15 protein-coding genes are annotated in these 18,541 nt (G+C 67.0%); all 15 read left to right on the top strand.

Annotation, left to right across the window (positions count from 1 at the left end):
* Positions 1–53 precede the first annotated feature (53 nt).
* The 15 genes from C566_RS0103800 (at position 54) to secG (ending at position 18,495) form a co-directional block, all read left to right on the top strand.
* Positions 54–1,811: an ABC transporter ATP-binding protein gene (locus tag C566_RS0103800; RefSeq protein WP_018773008.1), complete on the top strand. Its 1,758-nt coding sequence runs from the start codon at positions 54–56 to the stop codon at positions 1,809–1,811.
* Between the two features lie 113 nt (positions 1,812–1,924).
* Complete coding sequence (locus C566_RS0103795) at positions 1,925–3,766, top strand: ABC transporter ATP-binding protein (RefSeq protein WP_155846773.1); 1,842 nt, start codon at positions 1,925–1,927, stop codon at positions 3,764–3,766.
* The gene (locus C566_RS0103790) at positions 3,763–4,155 is read left to right on the top strand and encodes a GntR family transcriptional regulator (protein ID WP_018773006.1); all 393 of its coding nucleotides are present in this window, start codon (positions 3,763–3,765) and stop codon (positions 4,153–4,155) included. The genes C566_RS0103795 and C566_RS0103790 overlap by 4 nt, the downstream gene beginning before the upstream one ends.
* A gap of 67 nt (positions 4,156–4,222) precedes the next feature.
* Positions 4,223–7,171, top strand: coding sequence for an excinuclease ABC subunit UvrA (gene uvrA / locus C566_RS0103785; protein WP_026266352.1), 2,949 nt, complete (start codon positions 4,223–4,225; stop codon positions 7,169–7,171).
* Between the two features lie 185 nt (positions 7,172–7,356).
* Positions 7,357–8,145 (top strand): HAD hydrolase-like protein, encoded by a 789-nt coding sequence (locus C566_RS0103780; protein ID WP_026266351.1) that lies wholly within the window; start codon positions 7,357–7,359, stop codon positions 8,143–8,145.
* A complete protein-coding gene (locus C566_RS0103775) occupies positions 8,132–8,800 on the top strand; it encodes a lysophospholipid acyltransferase family protein (RefSeq protein ID WP_026266350.1) in 669 nt (222 codons plus the stop codon). Before C566_RS0103780 ends, C566_RS0103775 begins: the two co-directional genes overlap by 14 nt.
* 74 nt (positions 8,801–8,874) lie before the next feature.
* Positions 8,875–10,884, top strand: a complete 2,010-nt coding sequence (gene uvrC, locus C566_RS0103770; RefSeq protein ID WP_026266349.1) for an excinuclease ABC subunit UvrC — start codon at positions 8,875–8,877, stop codon at positions 10,882–10,884.
* A gap of 121 nt (positions 10,885–11,005) precedes the next feature.
* On the top strand, positions 11,006–11,929 hold the full coding sequence (rapZ, locus tag C566_RS0103765) for an RNase adapter RapZ (protein ID WP_018773001.1): 924 nt from the start codon (positions 11,006–11,008) through the stop codon (positions 11,927–11,929).
* The gene (locus tag C566_RS0103760) at positions 11,929–12,948 is read left to right on the top strand and encodes a gluconeogenesis factor YvcK family protein (protein ID WP_018773000.1); all 1,020 of its coding nucleotides are present in this window, start codon (positions 11,929–11,931) and stop codon (positions 12,946–12,948) included. Before rapZ ends, C566_RS0103760 begins: the two co-directional genes overlap by 1 nt.
* Before the next feature lie 10 nt (positions 12,949–12,958).
* Positions 12,959–13,939, top strand: coding sequence for a DNA-binding protein WhiA (gene whiA / locus C566_RS0103755; RefSeq protein WP_018772999.1), 981 nt, complete (start codon positions 12,959–12,961; stop codon positions 13,937–13,939).
* A 167-nt stretch (positions 13,940–14,106) separates the two neighbouring features.
* Entirely contained in the window at positions 14,107–14,730 is a 624-nt protein-coding gene (locus tag C566_RS0103750) for a superoxide dismutase (protein WP_018772998.1), read from the top strand.
* A 287-nt stretch (positions 14,731–15,017) separates the two neighbouring features.
* Positions 15,018–16,028: a type I glyceraldehyde-3-phosphate dehydrogenase gene (gene gap, locus C566_RS0103745; RefSeq protein WP_018772997.1), complete on the top strand. Its 1,011-nt coding sequence runs from the start codon at positions 15,018–15,020 to the stop codon at positions 16,026–16,028.
* Positions 16,029–16,038: 10 nt separating this feature from the next.
* The gene (locus C566_RS0103740) at positions 16,039–17,265 is read left to right on the top strand and encodes a phosphoglycerate kinase (protein ID WP_018772996.1); all 1,227 of its coding nucleotides are present in this window, start codon (positions 16,039–16,041) and stop codon (positions 17,263–17,265) included.
* A gap of 108 nt (positions 17,266–17,373) precedes the next feature.
* The gene (gene tpiA, locus C566_RS0103735; protein WP_018772995.1) at positions 17,374–18,189 is read left to right on the top strand and encodes a triose-phosphate isomerase; all 816 of its coding nucleotides are present in this window, start codon (positions 17,374–17,376) and stop codon (positions 18,187–18,189) included.
* 48 nt (positions 18,190–18,237) lie between these two features.
* A complete protein-coding gene (secG, locus tag C566_RS0103730; RefSeq protein WP_018772994.1) occupies positions 18,238–18,495 on the top strand; it encodes a preprotein translocase subunit SecG in 258 nt (85 codons plus the stop codon).
* Positions 18,496–18,541 lie beyond the last annotated feature (46 nt).

The raw sequence follows: 18,541 nt of genomic DNA, 5'->3' as shown, positions 1-18,541 counted from the left end.
ATCACCATTCCGGGCCCTGGGCTAGTAATGGAGGTTCAGTGCTTATAGGCCTGATGTCGCGGCTGTTGTCCGCGCATAAGGGGACCGTGCTGGCCATCGTTGTGCTGCAGCTCGTGCAAGCCACTGCCAACCTGCTCCTGCCCACCCTGAATGCCGCGATCATCGACGACGGCATCATCGGCGGGGACACCGGGGAGATCCTCCACCTCGGGGCCTGGATGGCCGGAATCGCTGCCGTCCAGGTGATCACGGCCGTCGCGGCCGGATATCTGGGCGCTGTGGTCGCCATGGAGATTGGCGGCCAGCTGCGCGGGGAGCTGTTCGCGAAGGTGCAGTCCTTCTCCTCCCAGGAGGTCAGCGCTTTCGGCGCGCCCAGCCTCGTGACCCGGGCCACCAACGACGTCGCCCAGATCCAAAACCTCGCCGTCCTGGTGTTCATCATGCTGATTGCCGCACCGGCGATCTTCATCGGCGGCATCGTGCTGGCCGTGCACCAGGACGTGGTGCTGTCCTGGATCGTGGTCGTGGTGATCCCGGTCCTGACGGTGATCATGACGGTGATCGTGCGCCGCCTCATTCCCCTGTACCGCCAGGGCCAGGGCCTCCTGGACCGGATCGGCCGGGTGCTGCGGGAGCAGATCATCGGCGCGAATGTCATCCGCGGCTTTGTCCGGCAGGACCACGAAGTCCGCCGCTTCGATGAAGCCAACAAGGACCTCACCCGGAACAATCTGCAGTCCGCCCTCCTGGTGGCGGCGATGATGCCGATGATCATGTTCGTGGTCAACATCTCTTCCGTGTTCGTGGTGTGGTTCGGCGGACATCGGATCGACGCCGGCGAAATGCGGCTGGGGGCGCTGACGGCGTTCATCGCCTACATCCTGCAGATCCTGATTGCCATCATGATGGCGATGTACGTCTTCATGACCGCACCCCGGGCAGCGGCGTGCGCGGAACGGATCCGCGCAGTGCTGGACACGGAACCGGCCATCGCGGATCCGGCCGTTCCCGCCGGCTCTGCCGCTGCTCCCGCCGGTGGGGCCGCCGATGCGGGCGCCACGGACCGCTCCGGCGCTGTCGAGTTCCGGAACGTGTCCTTCGCGTACCCCGGAGCCGAAGCGCCCGTGCTGGACGGCGTCTCATTCACCGCCAGGGCCGGGACCACGACGGCGATCATCGGCGCGACCGGCAGCGGCAAGACGACACTCCTGAACCTGCTGCCCCGGTTCCTCGACGCGACGGCCGGAGAGATCAGCATCGGCGGGGACAACGTGCGGGCGATGCCCCTGGACGTCCTGCGCGGCCTGATGGCAATAGTCCCGCAGCAGTCCTATCTTTTTGCGGACACGGTCGCGGAGAACCTCCGGCTTGGGGCGCCAGCCGCGAGCGAGCCCGAATTGTGGCAGGCGCTCGAAGCCGCCCAGGCCGCCGAATTTGTCCGCGCCCTGCCGCTCGGGCTCGAAACCCCCGTAAGCCAGGGCGGTACCAACTTCTCCGGCGGCGAACGGCAGCGCCTGTGCATCGCTCGGGCACTGCTCAAGCGGGCCCCCGCCTACCTGTTCGATGACAGTTTCTCGGCTCTGGACTACGGCACCGACGTCAGGCTCCGGGCGGCGATTGAGCCGCTGCTGCGCTCGGCGACCGTGCTGATCGTGGCCGAGCGGGTGTCAACAATCGTGGACGCCGGGCTGATCCTGGTACTGGAGGGCGGCCGGGTCGTCGCGCAGGGTACGCACAGAGAGCTCATGGAGTCCTCGCCCAGCTACCAGGAAATTGCCGCGTCCCAGCTGGTGCTGGAGGAAGCCCCGTGAGCCGCGCGCGGGCACACCGCGCCGGGACCGTTGCCGGACCCGGCGTGCCGGAGCGCATCAAATGGCACACCGCCGCCCGGCTGCTTGGCCTGCTGCTGCCGCTGAAATGGCGGATGGCCGGTGTCATCGCCGCCACCTGTGCGTTCGTGACACTGAACGTGGCGGCGCCCAAGGTCCTGGGCGACGCCACCGACGTCGTCGTCGATGGCTTCCTGGGCGGCTCCCTCGACGAGCAACAGCTGGCCGAGCGGCTGCTGGCGGTTTCCGCCATGTACGTCGGGGCGTCGCTGTTCAGCTGGATCCAGGGCAGCCTCACCGCCACCGCGGTGCAGCGCCTCAGCTACGGCCTCCGCGGCTCCGTGGAACAAAAACTCCATGTGCTGCCGTCCAGCCATTTCGAGGAGCAGCGCCGCGGCGACGTGCTCAGCCGGGCCACGAACGACGTCGACAATATCTCCCAGGCGCTCAACCAGCTCCTCAACCAGCTGATCATGTCCGTCCTGATGCTCTCGGCCGCACTCGCCATGATGCTGTGGCTCTCGCCGCTGCTGGCGCTGATCGCGGTCCTCTCGGTGCCGGTGTCCACGGTCATCACGGTCCTCGTGGCCCGGCACTCCCAGGCGCACTTCAAGGAGCAGTGGAGCAGTACGGGGGCACTGCACGCCCAACTCGAGGAATTCTTCACCGGGCATGAAGTGGTGAAGGCATTCGGCCGGCAGGAAGAGTCGGCGGCGAGCTTCCGGGAGCGCAACGAGAAGCTCACCCGATCCAGCACCCGCGCCCAGTACCTGTCCGGCATCGTGCAGCCGCTGCTGGTGTTTGTCGCCAACCTCAACTACATCGCGATTGCTGTGGTGGGGGCGCTGCAGGTCACCGCGGGGCTCCTGACGATCGGCGGCATCCAGGCCTTCGTCCAGTTCTCCCGCCTCTTCAGCCAGCCGGTGAGCCAGATCGGCGGCATGCTGACCCTCGTGCAGTCCTGCCTGGCCTCGGCCGAGCGCGTGTTCGAGCTGCTGGACGCCCCGGAGATCCCTGCGGACAGCGCCGTGCCCGCCGTTGCGGCCAACGGCGCCGGCAAGCTGCGCGGCGCCACGGCCGCGCGGAAGTTCCATGTCCCCCGCAAATCCTCCAACGGACGCAAACCCCCTGCCCCGCCCACGCCCGGCGACCTGCTGGATCCCGGCGCAGTAGCGGGCCGGGTCACGTTCGAACACGTCAGCTTCAGCTACAGCCCCGGCACCCCCGTGGTGAAGGACCTCTCCTTCACGGTGGACCCGGGGCAGACGGTGGCGATCGTCGGACACACCGGGGCCGGCAAGACCACCGTCGTCAACCTCCTGATGCGCTTCTACGAACTCGACTCCGGCCGGATCCTGGTGGACTCGACGGACATCGCCACCATCCCGCGGGACGAGCTGCGGCGCGCCTTCGGAATCGTGCTGCAGGATGCCTGGCTGTTTACCGGCAGCATCCGGGAGAACATCGAATACGGCAGGCCCGGCGCCACCGACGCCGACATCGTAGCGGCGGCCCGCGCCAGCCACGTGGACCAGTTTGTGCGGTCCCTGCCGGCCGGCTACGCCACGATGCTCGGCAATGACGGCGACTCCCTGAGCCGGGGCCAGCGCCAGCTCGTCTCGATCGCACGGGCGCAGATTGCAGGGCGCAACATCATGGTGCTGGATGAGGCGACGAGTTCCGTCGACAGCCGCACGGAGGTGCAGATCCGGCATGCCATGGAGCAGCTGCGGCAAGGTCATACGAGCTTCGTGATCGCGCACCGTTTGTCCACGGTCCGGGACGCTGATCTAATTCTCGTCATGGACCACGGACGAATCGTTGAACACGGCACCCATCAGCAGCTGGTGGCGCGGCGGGGCCTCTACAAGGATTTGTACGAGGCCCAGTTCGCCGGCCGCGAACAGGTCCCGGCCGTTCGGAAGGCCGAACAGTGAGCCCCGCGGACGCCGCGGGGGAGCGCTTCCCGGGATCCTGGCGGACCAATCCGGCCAGCTCCGTCCCGCTCTTCGAACAGCTGCGGCTCTACGTCATCGAACGCGCCGACAACGGCACGCTCGCGCCGGGCACCAGGCTTCCGGCCGTGCGCAGCCTCGCCGGCGAGCTGGGCGTGGCTCCGCACACCGTGGCGCGGGCCTACAAGGAACTCGAGGCGGCCGGCGTTGTGGTGACCAAGGGCCGCAACGGCACCGTTGTGTGTGCCCGCGATGCGGCCTGGAGTTCGCTGTCCGCCGCCGCCGAGGAGTTCGCCGCGGCCGCCAAGGCCCAGGGCGCGAGTTTTGCCGAGGCCGTGCAATTGCTGGCCGCCGCCTACGACCGCCAGTAGCACATCCGGTGCCGCCCTAGGCTCGCGGAATAGTTTTTCGAAGAAGTTTTCGATTAGCATTAGATTCGTGCCTAAAGCTGTAGCTGAAGATCCAGCCGTTGAAGTCCATTCCGCCGTCGAGCCGCTGGCAGTCCGGGATGCGGTCCCGTCCCGCCCCGTCCTGAAACGTCCGGACATGACGCGCCTCGTCGTCAAGGGCGCCCGCGAGCACAACCTGCGCAACGTGGACCTGGACCTGCCGCGCGATGCCATGATCGTGTTCACCGGCCTGTCCGGTTCCGGGAAGTCCTCCCTCGCCTTCGACACCATCTTCGCCGAGGGCCAGCGCCGCTACGTCGAATCGCTCTCCGCCTATGCCCGGCAGTTCCTGGGCCAGGTGGACAAGCCCGACGTCGATTTCATCGAGGGCCTCTCGCCGGCGGTGTCCATCGACCAGAAGTCCACGTCCAAGAACCCGCGCTCGACCGTGGGCACCATCACCGAGATTTACGACTACATGCGCCTGCTCTGGGCCCGTGTGGGCCGGCCGCACTGCCCCGTCTGCGGTGAGCCTGTGACCAAACAGACCCCGCAGCAGATCGTCGATCAGCTGCTCGAACTCCCGGACGGCACGCGCTTCCAGGTGCTGGCACCCGTGGTCCGCGGCCGCAAGGGCGAATTCGTGGATCTTTTCAAGGAACTCACCGCCAAGGGCTACTCGCGGGCGCGGGTGGACGGCGAGCTCGTCCACCTGAGTGATCCGCCGAAGCTGGGCAAGCAGTTCAAGCACACCATCGAAGTGGTGGTGGACCGCCTCGTGGTCAAGGAAGGCATCAGCCAGCGCCTGACCGACTCGGTCGAAACCGCCCTCGGACTGGCGGAGGGCCGCATTCTGGCCGAATTCGTCGACCTCGAAGCGGACGATCCCGAGCGGATCAGGGCGTTCTCCGAACACCTCGCCTGCCCCAACGAGCACCCCCTGGCGATCGACGAGATCGAGCCCCGCTCCTTCTCGTTCAACAACCCGTTCGGCGCCTGCAGTGCGTGCAGCGGCATCGGCACCAAGCTGGAGGTCGATGAGGAGCTCCTCATCCCCAACCCGGAGCTCTCGCTGTCCGAGGGGGCCATTGCGCCGTGGTCCCTGGGCACCGCCACCACGGAGTACTGGAACCGGCTGCTGGCCGGGCTCGCCGAGGAACTCGGCTTCTCCATGACGACGGCGTGGGAGAAGCTCGACACCGACGTCCGGCAGACCGTCCTGCATGGCAAGGACCACAAGGTGGTGGTGCAATACCGCAACCGCTTCGGCCGGGAACGGAAGTACAGCACCGGCTTTGAGGGCGTCGTGCAGTACGTCCACCGCAAGCATGGCGAGACCGATTCCGACTACGCGCGCGACCGCTACGAGGAATACATGCGCCAGGTCCCGTGCCCGGCCTGCAACGGGGCACGGCTGAACCCCGCGTCGCTATCCGTGCTGATCAACGGCAAATCAATCGCCGAGGTCGCCGCGCTGCCCATGCGGGAATGCGCAGGCTTCCTCGACAACCTCGTCCTGACCGGCCGTGAGGCCCAGATCGCCCACCAGGTCCTCAAGGAAATCCAGGCCCGGCTGACCTTCCTCCTCGACGTCGGACTCGAGTACCTGAACCTGGAGCGGCCCTCCGGCACCCTGTCCGGCGGCGAAGCCCAGCGCATCCGGCTGGCCACCCAGATCGGCTCCGGCCTCGTGGGCGTGCTGTACGTCCTGGACGAGCCCTCGATCGGCCTGCACCAGCGGGACAACCGCCGACTGATCGAGACACTCACCCGGCTCCGGGACCTCGGCAACACCCTGATCGTCGTGGAGCATGACGAGGACACCATCCACGAGGCCGACTGGGTGGTGGACATCGGACCGGGCGCCGGCGAGCACGGCGGCATGGTGGTCCATTCCGGTTCCTACCAGGCGCTGCTGGAAAACACGGACTCACTCACCGGCGACTACCTCTCGGGCCGGCGGAAAATCGAGATCCCGAAGAAGCGGCGCAAATACGACAAGAAGCGCGAGCTCAAGGTGGTCGGGGCGAAGGAAAACAACCTCCTGAACATCGACGCCAGTTTCCCGCTGGGCCTGTTCACCGCCGTCACCGGCGTCAGCGGCTCGGGCAAGTCCACCCTGGTCAACGAGATCCTCTACAAAGTGCTCGCCAACAAGCTCAACGGCGCCAAGCAGGTGGCCGGCCGGCACAAGTCCGTCCAGGGACTCGAACACCTGGACAAGGTGGTGCACGTCGACCAGAGCCCCATCGGCCGCACGCCGCGCTCGAACCCGGCCACCTACACCGGCGTGTTCGACCACATCCGGAAGCTTTTCGCCGAGACCACCGAAGCCAAGGTCCGCGGCTACCTGCCGGGCCGGTTCTCCTTCAACGTCAAGGGCGGCCGCTGCGAGGCCTGCTCCGGCGACGGCACCCTGAAGATCGAGATGAACTTCCTGCCGGACGTCTACGTCCCCTGCGAGGTCTGCCACGGCGCCCGGTACAACCGCGAAACCCTGGAGGTCCACTACAAGGGCAAGACCATCGCTGATGTGCTGAACATGCCCATCGAGGAAGGGGCCGAGTTCTTCGCGGCCTTCTCGCCGATCGCGCGGCACCTCAACACGCTCGTCGACGTCGGCCTTGGCTACGTCCGGCTGGGCCAGCCCGCCACCACGCTCTCCGGCGGTGAGGCCCAGCGCGTGAAGCTCGCAGCCGAGCTCCAGAAACGCTCCAACGGCCGCAGCGTCTACGTCCTGGACGAGCCCACCACCGGCCTGCACTTCGAGGACATCCGCAAGCTCCTCATGGTGCTGCAGGGCCTCGTGGAGAAGGGCAACACGGTGATCACGATCGAACACAACCTCGACGTCATCAAGAGCGCCGACTGGATCTTGGACCTTGGCCCCGACGGCGGGTCCGGTGGCGGCCGTGTGGTCGCGTCCGGCACCCCCGAGCAGGTGGCCAAGTCCAGCGAAAGCCACACGGCCGCGTTCCTGGCCGAGCTCCTCGCCTGAACACGCGCCGCCAGGGACCGTGCGGCGGCAGGCATGCTTCCGCCGCACGCGTCCCCCCGCGGGGATGTCACCGCCTGATCTATTCGCTGCTGTATTCCCTGATGTACCGCGTGATGTATTCCCGATGTATTCCTGAAGGAGCATGCGAATTTCTGGCAACCGCACACTCGTGAGAAACTAAGCCGGTGACGCATACAACAGTGCCCGTGATCTTCGACCTTGACGGCACTCTTGTCGATCCCGCCGGGGGAATTACCGACGGAATCGCCGCGGCCCTCACCGAACTTGGCCTGCCGGTTCCGGACAAGTCTCGGATGGACGCCATGATTGGGCCCAAGCTCAGCCATTCCCTCACGGAAATCGCCGGTGTTCCGGCCGCACAGCTGGAAGACGCCATCCGCATCTACCGCGCGCACTACGTTGCCACGGGAATCGCGCAGAGCCGGCTCTACCCGGGAATCCGCGGCCTCCTCGAGGACTTTGTCGCCGCAGGACGGCCCATCGCCGTCGCGACCCAGAAGCCGGAAGGACTTGCCCGCACCGTCCTGGCGCGCCACGGCATCGCCGGGCTCTTCCACAGCATCCGGGGCTCCGCCGCCGACGAGGCCGCCGGCGAGGCCGTTGGTCCGGGCGCGGGCTCCCTACCCGAAGGCTCCGTCCCCGAAGGCTCCGTTCCAGAAGGCAAGGCCGGCATCGTCGCTGCCGCGCTCTCGGACCTGGCTGACGCTGCCCCTTCGGCCGTCGGCCGGGCCGTGATGGTGGGGGACCGGGCACAGGACGTCGCCGGGGCCGCTGCGAACGGACTGGACTGCATCGGCGTAGGCTGGGGGTTTGCGCCCGACGGCGAACTGCACGCGGCCGGTGCCGTCGAGATCGTGCACACCACCACGGCGCTACACGCGACGATCAACCGGCTCTCCGAACGCCCGGGGACCACAGCCCTGAACGAGGTGCACACCGATGGCAATGTTTGACGCAATCCGCTGGACCACGCGGGGGCTGGTAACCACCACGTGCCGTCCCACGGTCATCGGCCTGGAAAACGTGCCCAAGGATGGGCCGTTTATCGTGGCCCCGAACCATCTCTCCTTCCTGGACAGCGTGATCGTCCAGGCCCTCATGCCGCGGCCCGTGGCATTCTTCGCGAAGGCTGAATATTTCACCACCGGCGGCATCAAGGGCAAAGCCATGAAGTCCTTCTTCGAGGCCGTGGGCTCCATTCCGGTGGAACGCGGTGAGCAGGCGGCGAGCGTCCAGGCTCTGAAGACCCTGCTGGACATCCTCGACTCCGGCAAGGGCGTGGGCATCTATCCCGAAGGCACCCGCTCCCGCGACGGCATCCTGTACCGCGGCCGCACCGGCGTCGGCTGGCTGGCCCTCACCACGGGCGCGCCCGTGATCCCGGTGGGCCTGATCGGCACCGAACACCTGCAGCCTGCGGACAGCAAGTCCGTCAAACCGCAGCACTTCACCATGAAGGTGGGCGAGCCGCTGTATTTCGAGAAGACCGGACCGGACCATTCCCTGCCGGCCCGCCGCCAGGTCACGGACCGCATCATGGACGCCATCGCGGACCTCAGCGGCCAGGAACGCTCCACCAGCTACAACCAGAGCAAGTCGGCCGAATAGCCCGCGGTTTCCTGCTCCCGGCCGGCGGCGGTGCACGTGCAACGGCACCGCCGGAGGCTCAGTAGACTTGATCTGTGGCAGATCCAGCGAGTTACCGACCCCAGACGGGTGAAATTCCGACCAATCCGGGCGTGTACCGCTTCCGCGATCCGCACGGCCGGGTCATCTACGTCGGCAAAGCCAAAAACCTCCGTGCCCGGCTGAACACCTACTTCGCCAACCCCGCCGGGCTCATGCCCAAAACCTACGCGATGGTGCACACGGCCAGCAGCGTCGAATGGACCGTGGTGGGCAGCGAGCTCGAGTCGCTGCAGCTGGAATACACCTGGATCAAGGAATTCACGCCCCGCTTCAACGTGATGTTCAGGGACGACAAAAGCTACCCGTATCTCGCCGTGACGATGGGGGAGAAGTACCCGCGCGTCCAGGTGCTGCGCGGCGACCGGCGGAAGGGGACCCGGTACTTCGGCCCGTACACCGCGGGCGCGATCCGGGACACCATGGACACCCTGCTGCGCGTGTTCCCGGTGCGCAGCTGCAGTCCCGGGGTGCTGAAACGCGCCGAAGCCAGCGGCCGGCCCTGCCTGCTCGGCTACATCGACAAATGCTCCGCGCCGTGCGTCGGCCGGATCTCCGCTGCGGACCACCGCGCCCTGGCCGAGGATTTCTGCACGTTCATGGGCGGCGAAGCCAAGCCCTTCGTCAACCGGCTGGAACGGGAGATGGCCGCGGCAGTCGCCGAGCTCGACTACGAACGCGCGGCCCGGCTCCGGGACGACATCGTGGCGCTGAAAAAGGTCTTCGAACGGAACGCCGTCGTCCTGGCCGAGGGCACGGACGCCGACGTTTTCGCCCTGCACGAAGACGAACTCGAGGCCGCCGTCCAGGTCTTCCACGTCCGCGGCGGACGGATCCGCGGCCAGCGCGGCTGGGTGGTGGAAAAGGTCGAGGACTCCACCACCCCGGAACTGGTCGAACACCTGCTCCAGCAGGTCTACGGCGAGGAAGCCGGGCTGCAGGGCAGGTTGCCCCGGGAAGTGCTGGTGCCCACCGAACCCAGCAACGCCCCGGAACTCGCACAATGGCTCAGCGGCCTGCGTGGGGCACGGGTGGACATCCGCGTCCCCCAGCGCGGCGACAAGGCCGCCCTCCTGTCCACGGTCCGTGAAAACGCCGAGCACGCCCTCAAACTCCATAAATCCCGGCGCGCCGGCGACCTCACCATGCGCTCCCAGGCCCTGCAGGAAATCCAGGAGGCGCTCGAGCTTCCCGTGGCGTTGCTGCGGATCGAGTGCTTCGACATCTCACACGTCCAGGGCACCAACGTAGTCGGCTCCATGGTGGTGGTCGAGGACGGCCTGCCGAAAAAGTCCGACTACCGGAAGTTCGCCGTGACCGGAGCCGCCGCCACCGACGACACGGCGGCCATGCACGATGTGCTGACCCGCCGGTTCCGGCACTATCTCCAGGAGAAAAACGAGCACGCGGCGGCCGCGGCCAAACCGGCGCACCAAGCGGCCCTGGACGCGGCAACCGCCGCGGCGGTCGCGGACTCCACGACGCCCACGCCGCGGAGCAAATTCGCCTACCCGCCCAACCTTGTCGTCGTCGACGGCGGCAAGCCGCAAGTCAATGCCGCCGCGCGGGCGCTGGAAGAGCTGGGCATCGAGGACGTCTATGTGGTCGGCCTGGCCAAACGGCTCGAGGAAGTGTGGCTGCCGGACAGCGACTTCCCGGTGATCCTGCCGCGCGCCTCCGCCGGCCTGTATCTGCTGCAGCGGATCCGCGACGAGGCCCACCGCTTCGCCATCAGCTTCCACCGGCAAAAGCGCGGCAAGGCCATGACGGTGTCCGCGCTGGACAGCGTGCCCGGGCTGGGCGAGTCCAAACGCAAGGCCCTCCTGGCCGAGTTCGGCTCCGTCAAGGCGATCAAGGCCGCGACGCAGGAGGAACTCACCGGTGCCAAGGGGATCGGCCCCTCCCTGGCCGCCTCGATCGTCCGGCACTTCACTGCCGGCGGCCTCGAGGAAGCCGCTACGGTTCCTGCCGTCAACATGACCACCGGCGAAATCCTCGACACTTAGCTAGCGCCGCCAAACTTAGCTAGGGTAAAGACTTGGGTACGGCACGGCCGCGGCATCACCGCGGCCGGCGCGCAAACCTGACGGAACAGCAAATCGCACAGGCAGAGATGGGGCTTCACTGATGGCAGAGTCGACGGCAGGATCCGAGACGGATGCGGACGGCATGACACCCGTCAAACCCGTCGAGGCTGAACTGCTCGTGGTGACCGGAATGTCGGGAGCCGGCCGCAGCACCGCCTCGGACGCCCTTGAGGACCATGGCTGGTATGTCGTGGAAAACCTGCCGCCGCAGATGCTCGGCACGCTCGCCGAACTGGTGTCCCGGACACCGCACTCGATGTCCAAGCTCGCCGTCGTGATGGACGTCCGGAGCAAGGAACTGTTCGTCGACATGCGCGCGGCGCTCCGCGCCCTGGAAGCCACGGGCGTGAGCTTCCGCGTGCTGTTCCTCGACGCCAACGACGACGTCCTGGTGCGCCGCTTCGAGCAGGGCCGCAGGCCCCACCCGCTCCAGGGCGGCGGCCGGATCCTCGACGGCATCGCCGCCGAACGCGAGCTGGTGCGTGAATTGAAGGACACCGCCGACATTGTCCTGGACACGTCCTCCCTCAACGTCCATGGCCTCGCCACCGCGATCACCGAACTCTTCAGCGAGACCGGGCCGGTGGCGCTGCGGCTCAACGTCATGAGCTTCGGCTTCAAGTACGGGCTCCCGGTGGATGCCAACTTCGTGGCCGATGCCCGCTTCATCCCCAACCCGCACTGGGTGCCGCAGTTGCGCCCGCACACCGGGCTGGACAAGGACGTCAGCGACTACGTGCTGGAGGCCCAGGGCGTCAGCGACTTCGTGGAACGCTACGTGCTGGCCCTCGAACCGGTCCTGGACGGGTACCGGCGGGAGAATAAGCACTACGCCACCATCGCCGTGGGCTGCACCGGCGGCAAACACCGTTCCGTGGCGGTCGCCGTCGAACTCTCACGGAGGCTGGCGCAATATCCGCGCGTCACCGTGACCACGACGCACCGGGACCTGGGCCGCGAGTAATGGCGCTGCTGACCGGCCCGCTGCCCCTCGTCCCGCCCGCCAGCGCGGCCTTCGCCAGCCAGCAGGACAAAGGACCCTCCGTCGTCGCGCTCGGCGGCGGCCACGGTCTCTCCGCCTCGCTGTCGGCCCTGCGCCTGCTGACCTCCGAGCTCACCGCGATCGTCACGGTCGCGGACGACGGCGGCTCCTCCGGCCGGCTCCGCGAAGAGTACGGCGTCCTGCCGCCCGGCGATCTGCGGATGGCCCTGTCCGCGCTGTGCGACGACACCGACTGGGGCCGCACGTGGCGTGACGTCATGCAGCACCGCTTCGCGCCCGGCAAAGGCCGCGGCGGCTCCCTCGATGAACACGCGATGGGTAACCTCCTGATCGTCACGCTCTGGGAGCTCCTGGGCGACACCGTCGCGGGCCTGAAGTGGGCCGGCGCCCTGCTCGGCGCCCGCGGCGAAGTCCTGCCAATGTCCAGCGTCCCGCTGACCATCGAGGGCCAGGTCCGGGTCACCGCCCCGGACGGCGCAACGGCACTGCAGACCCTCACCGGTCAGGCCAAGTGCGCGGTGGCAGGGTCCCTGGAGCACGTCCGGCTCTTGCCTGAGAACGCTCCGGCCTGCACCGAGGCACTGACGGCGATCGAGCTGGCAGACTGGGTGATCCTCGGTCCGGGCTCCTGGTACACGTCCGTTCTGCCGCACCTGTTGCTGCCCGAAATGCGCGAGGCCCTCGCCAACACGGCCGCCCGCCGGTGCCTGACCATGAACCTGGCCACAGATACCAAGGAGACCGCCGGCATGACCGCCGCCGACCACCTCCGGGTGCTGCGCGAGTACGCGCCGGAGTTCACGATCGACGTCATCCTGGCCGACCCGGCGTCGGTGCAGAACCTGCCCGACTTCGAGGCGGCGGCAGGAATGCTCGGCGCCGAGGTGGTCTTGGGTAAAGTGGGGGCGTCTGGTCGCCGTCCGGTCCACGATCCGTTGCGGCTGGCGACGGCGTATCACGATATTTTCGGGAATAGTTAGGAAAGGTGCCATGGCACTGACAGCATCAGTCAAGGAAGAACTTTCCCGTCTGGATATCAAGAAGTCCTCAGTCCGCAAGGCCGAGGTCTCGGCCATGCTCCGCTTCGCCGGCGGGCTGCACATCATCTCGGGCCGGATTGTGATCGAGGCCGAAGTCGACCTCGCATCGACCGCCCGGCGGCTGCGCGCCGCCATCGCCGAGGTGTACGGCCACCAGAGCGAGATCATCGTCGTCTCCGGCGGCGGCCTGCGCCGCGGCAGCCGCTATGTGGTGCGGGTGGTGCGCGACGGTGAGGCCCTCGCCCGCCAGACCGGACTGCTGGACGCGCGGGGCCGCCCCGTGCGCGGCCTTCCGTCGGTAGTGGTCAACGGCTCCGCCGCGGACGCCGAAGCCGTCTGGCGCGGCGCATTCCTGGTCCACGGCTCGCTCACCGAGCCCGGCCGGTCCTCGGCCATGGAAGTCACCTGCCCCGGCCCCGAATCGGCCCTGGCCCTCGTCGGCGCCGCCCGCCGCCTGGGCATCCAGGCCAAGGCCCGCGAGGTCAGGGGAGTGGACCGCGTGGTGATCCGCGACGGCGACACGATCGCCGCGCTGCTCACGCGCATGGGCGCACATGACGCCCTGATGGTCTGGGAGGAACGCCGCATGCGCAAGGAAGTCCGGGCCACTGCCAACCGGCTCGCCAACTTCGATGACGCGAACCTGCGCCGTTCCGCGCAGGCCGCCGTGGCCGCCGGCGCCCGGGTGGACCGGGCCCTGGAAATCCTGGGCGACGACGTCCCGGACCATCTGAAGTATGCCGGTGAGCTCCGGGTCGCGCACAAGCAGGCCAGCCTGGACGAGCTGGGCCGGCTCGCCGACCCCGTCATGACCAAGGACGCCATCGCCGGCCGGATCCGCCGGCTCCTGGCCATGGCGGACAAACGGGCCCAGGACCTCGGCATCCCGGGCACCGAAGCCAATGTGACGCCGGAAATGCTCGACGACTAGCCCGCCCCTAGAATCAACAGCAGGAATATACCGGGAATGGAAATACCCGGGAGCCGCGGTGGGTTGTCGCCGTTGGATCCCACCGCAATTTTCCGGATGCCCGCATCCGGATGCACAATCCGAGAGTTACCGAACCGGACAACCCGTCCACGACATTGGAGGATTTTGTGACCGAGTACGTACTGCCCCAGCTCGACTATGACTACGCAGCGCTGGAACCGCACATCTCCGCGAAGATCATGGAGCTGCACCACAGCAAGCACCACGCCGCCTACGTGGCCGGCGCCAACAACGCCCTGGCCCAGCTGGCCGAGGCGCGCGAAAAGGGCGACTTCGCCAACATCAACCGCCTCTCCAAGGACCTCGCGTTCCACACCGGCGGCCACATCAACCACTCCGTCTTCTGGAAGAACCTCTCCCCGGACGGTGGCGACAAGCCCGAGGGCGAGCTCGCCGCGGCCATCGACGACGCCTTCGGCTCGTTCGACGCATTCCGTGCCCAGTTCAGCGCCGCGGCGCTGGGCCTGCAGGGCTCCGGCTGGGGCTTCCTGGCCTACGAACCCATCGGCGGCAACCTGGTCATCGAGCAGCTCTACGATCAGCAGGGCAACGTCGCACTCGGCACCACCCCGCTGCTGATGCTGGACATGTGGGAGCACGCTTTCTACCTGGACTACGTCAACGTCAAGGCTGACTACGTCAAGGCCTTCTGGAACATCGTGAACTGGGCCGACGTCGCCAAGCGCTTCGACGCCGCCCGCAAGAACGCGACGGGCCTCATTACCCTCTAGGCAGGTCCCATTACCCTGCACAGGGTGACGGAATCGACTTCCGTTTGTAACAAACCTCACATTACGGGCCGGTCGGCCCGAAATGTGGACGGACTGCCCCTGCACTTGCGGGGGCAGTCCCGGTTAAACGTAAGATGGATCACGGAAGGCGGTTAGCCTTCAGCAATGTGGCTGGTCGCCCTCCGATCTGGTAATTATCTCTGCCCAATGGCGTGCGGGATCTGTTAGTTGGCTTGAACGCCTTCTCAACTAGTCGTGCTCGCAAGAGCACCAAGGAGACTGAAAACGTGACGACCCGTATTGGCATCAACGGCTTTGGCCGTATCGGCCGCAACTACTTCCGCGCCGCCCTCGCACAGGGCGCAGACCTTGAGATCGTTGCGGTCAACGACCTCACCAGCCCGGAAGCCCTCGCTCACCTCTTCAAGTACGACTCCGTGGGCGGCCGCCTGGCCGAAACCATCGAGGTCAAAGACGGCAACATCGTCGTCGACGGCAACATCATCAAGGTCCTGGCCGAACGCGATCCCGCGAAGCTGCCCTGGGGCGAGCTCGGCGTCGACATCGTCATCGAGTCCACCGGCTTCTTCACCAAGGCCGCCGATGCGCAGAAGCACATCGACGCCGGCGCCAAGAAGGTCCTGATCTCCGCCCCCGCGTCGGATGAGGACATCACGATCGTGATGGGCGTCAACGACGGCCTGTACGACAGCGCCACGCACCACATCATCTCCAACGCCTCCTGCACCACCAACTGCCTCGGCCCGCTGGCCAAGGTCATCAATGACGCCTTCGGCATCGAGCGTGGCCTGATGACCACCATCCACGCCTACACCGCCGACCAGAACCTGCAGGACGGCCCGCACAAGGACCTCCGCCGCGCCCGCGCCGCCGCCATCAACATGGTGCCCACCTCCACCGGTGCCGCCAAGGCGATCGGCCTGGTCCTGCCGGAACTCAAGGGCAAGCTCGACGGCTACGCCATCCGCGTGCCCGTCCCCACCGGTTCCGCCACGGACCTGACCGTCACGGTCTCCCGCGAGACCACGGTCGCTGAAGTCAACGCCGCCCTCAAGGCAGCGTCGGAGACCGAGGAGCTCAAGGGCCTGCTGACCTACACCGACGAGCCGATCGTCTCCTCGGACATCGTCGGTGACCCGGCATCGTCCATCTTCGATTCCGGCCTGACCAAGGTGATCGGCGACCAGGTCAAGGTTGTGTCCTGGTATGACAACGAGTGGGGTTACTCCAACCGCCTCGTGGACCTCACGGAGCTTGTCGCGTCCAAGCTGGGCTAGGGTAAGACTCATGACATTTCACACCCTCAACGAACTGATCGCTGATGGTGTCCGCGGGCGGTACGTTCTGGTCAGAAGTGACCTGAACGTGCCGCTCGACGGCTCTACAGTGACTGACGATGGCCGCATCAAGGCCTCCCTGCCAGTGCTGGCGAAGCTCACGGACGCCGGTGCCCGCGTGCTGGTCACAGCACACCTCGGCCGCCCCAAGGGCGCCCCGGAGGAGAAGTACTCACTCAAGCCCGCAGCCGCACGGCTGGCCGAGCTTGCCGGGTTCAAGGTCTCACTTGCCACCGACACCGTCGGCGAGTCGGCCAAGGAGCTCTCCGCCGCGCTGCAGGACGGCGAAGTGCTGGTCCTTGAAAACGTGCGCTTCGACGCGCGGGAGACCTCCAAGGACGACGCCGAACGCGGCGCCTTCGCGGACGAACTCGTCGCGCTCACCGGTGATAACGGCGCCTTCGTCGACGATGCCTTCGGTGCCGTGCACCGCAAGCACGCCAGCGTGTACGACGTCGCCACGCGGCTGCCGTCCTACCAGGGCGACCTCGTCCGCACGGAGGTCGAAGTGTTGCGCAAGCTCACCACCGACACCCAGCGGCCCTACGTCGTTGTCCTCGGCGGCTCCAAGGTCTCCGACAAGCTCGCTGTCATCGACAACCTCCTGGGCAAGGCGGACACGATTCTGGTGGGCGGCGGCATGCTGTTCACCTTCCTCGCCGCCGCGGGTCACAAGGTCGCGGGCAGCCTGCTCGAAGAGGACCAGATCCCGGTCGTCCAGGACTACCTGAAGCGGGCCGCCGACGCCGGCACCGAGTTCGTTGTGCCCACCGATGTTGTGGTGGCGAGCAAGTTCGCCGCCGATGCCGAGCACGAGACCGTCGCGGCCGACGCCATCGAGTCGGGCAGCTTCGGAGCGCAGGGCATCGGGCTGGACATCGGGCCGGTATCGGCAGCGGCGTTCGCGGAACGGATCAAGGGCGCCAAGACCGTGTTCTGGAACGGGCCCATGGGCGTGTTCGAATTCGCGGCCTTCGCCGGCGGTACCCGGGCCATCGCGCAGGCCCTGACCGAGACGGACGCGTTCACCGTCGTTGGCGGCGGCGACTCGGCGGCAGCGGTCCGGACCCTCGGCTTCGCCGATGAGGCGTTCGGCCACATTTCAACCGGCGGCGGCGCAAGCCTGGAGTACCTTGAAGGCAAGGAACTCCCCGGCCTGAGCGTCCTCGACCGTTAGAAGCACAGACCGCTAAAAGCACCGGCATTTGAGCCGGCAGGGTGCCCTCCGCAACGAACCGGGCACCCTGCCGGCTGCTCCCACACACCAAGAACTCCTGGAGATCACGTGACCACGTCAACCAACGGTAAATTCGACCGCAAGCCTTTCATCGCCGGCAACTGGAAGATGAACATGGACCACGTCCAGGGCATCACCCTCCTGCAGAAGCTGGCGTGGACCCTGTCCGACGCCAAGCACGACTACAGCCGGGTGGAGGTCGCCGTCTTCCCGCCGTTCACGGATCTCCGCGGCGTTCAGACGCTGGTCCAGGGCGACGAGCTCGCCGTCGTCTATGGCGGCCAGGACCTCTCCCAGTTCGACTCCGGCGCCTACACGGGCGACATTTCCGGCCAGTTCCTCGCGAAGCTTGCCTGCAGCTACGTCCTGGTTGGCCACAGCGAACGCCGCACCATCCACAACGAGTCCGACGCCGTGCTCAACGCCAAGACCAAGGCCGCCTTCCGGCACGGCATCACCCCGGTCCTCTGTGTCGGTGAAGGCCTGGAGATCCGGCAGGCCGGCACCCACGTGGACCACACCCTCGCCCAGCTGCGCGCCGGCGTCGAAGGCCTCACCCCGGAGCAGGCCGCCGAGCTCGTGGTTGCCTACGAGCCCGTGTGGGCCATCGGCACCGGCGAGGTCGCGGGCCCGGAAGATGCCCAGGAAATGTGTGCAGCTATCCGTGCCGAACTGTCCACCCTCTTCGGAGCCGACGTGGCAGCCAAGACCCGCCTGCTCTACGGCGGCTCGGTCAAGGCCAACAACGCGGCGTCGATCCTCAAGGAGCGCGACGTCGACGGCTTGCTGGTCGGCGGTGCCAGCCTGGACGCTGCCGAGTTTGCTAATATTGTCAGGTTCGAGAGTCACCTGTTGACGGATTAGTCCGGACACAGCCTGACCCCCGCAATCCAATCCTTCTGAAAGGCCGTCGTGGACGTTCTTCATGTCATTCTGCAGGTCCTCCTGGGCATCACCAGCCTCCTGCTGACGTTGCTCATCCTGCTCCATAAGGGACGCGGAGGCGGCCTGTCCGACATGTTCGGCGGCGGCATGAGCTCGGGGCTGAGCTCCTCCGGGGTCGCGGAACGGAACCTCAACAGGTTCACCGTCATCCTGGGAATCACCTGGGGAGTGGTGATCATCGCCCTCGGCCTGCTCATGCGGTTCAGCACGGGTGCCGATTCCTAGGACGCCCGTCCGAAAACTCCATATGGGGTCCTTATGGCCCTCCCGG

It is taken from the genome of Arthrobacter sp. 131MFCol6.1, from assembly GCF_000374925.1.
Classification (GTDB): Bacteria; Actinomycetota; Actinomycetes; order Actinomycetales; family Micrococcaceae; genus Arthrobacter.
The sequence above is the reverse complement of the archived record's forward strand: the minus strand, read 5'-3'. Positions and strand labels throughout refer to the sequence as shown.

Excerpts from the sequence above, each read along its gene's own strand:
- C566_RS0103800 (WP_018773008.1), top strand. The coding sequence starts at position 54 with ATGTCGCGGCTGTTGTCCGCGCATAAGGGGACCGTGCTGGCCATCGTT.
- C566_RS0103760 (WP_018773000.1), top strand. The coding sequence starts at position 11,929 with ATGGCGCTGCTGACCGGCCCGCTGCCCCTCGTCCCGCCCGCCAGCGCG.
- whiA (WP_018772999.1), top strand. The coding sequence starts at position 12,959 with ATGGCACTGACAGCATCAGTCAAGGAAGAACTTTCCCGTCTGGATATC.
- C566_RS0103740 (WP_018772996.1), top strand. The coding sequence starts at position 16,039 with ATGACATTTCACACCCTCAACGAACTGATCGCTGATGGTGTCCGCGGG.
- rapZ (WP_018773001.1), top strand. The coding sequence starts at position 11,006 with ATGGCAGAGTCGACGGCAGGATCCGAGACGGATGCGGACGGCATGACA.
- C566_RS0103775 (WP_026266350.1), top strand. The coding sequence starts at position 8,132 with ATGGCAATGTTTGACGCAATCCGCTGGACCACGCGGGGGCTGGTAACC.
- C566_RS0103795 (WP_155846773.1), top strand. The coding sequence starts at position 1,925 with ATGGCCGGTGTCATCGCCGCCACCTGTGCGTTCGTGACACTGAACGTG.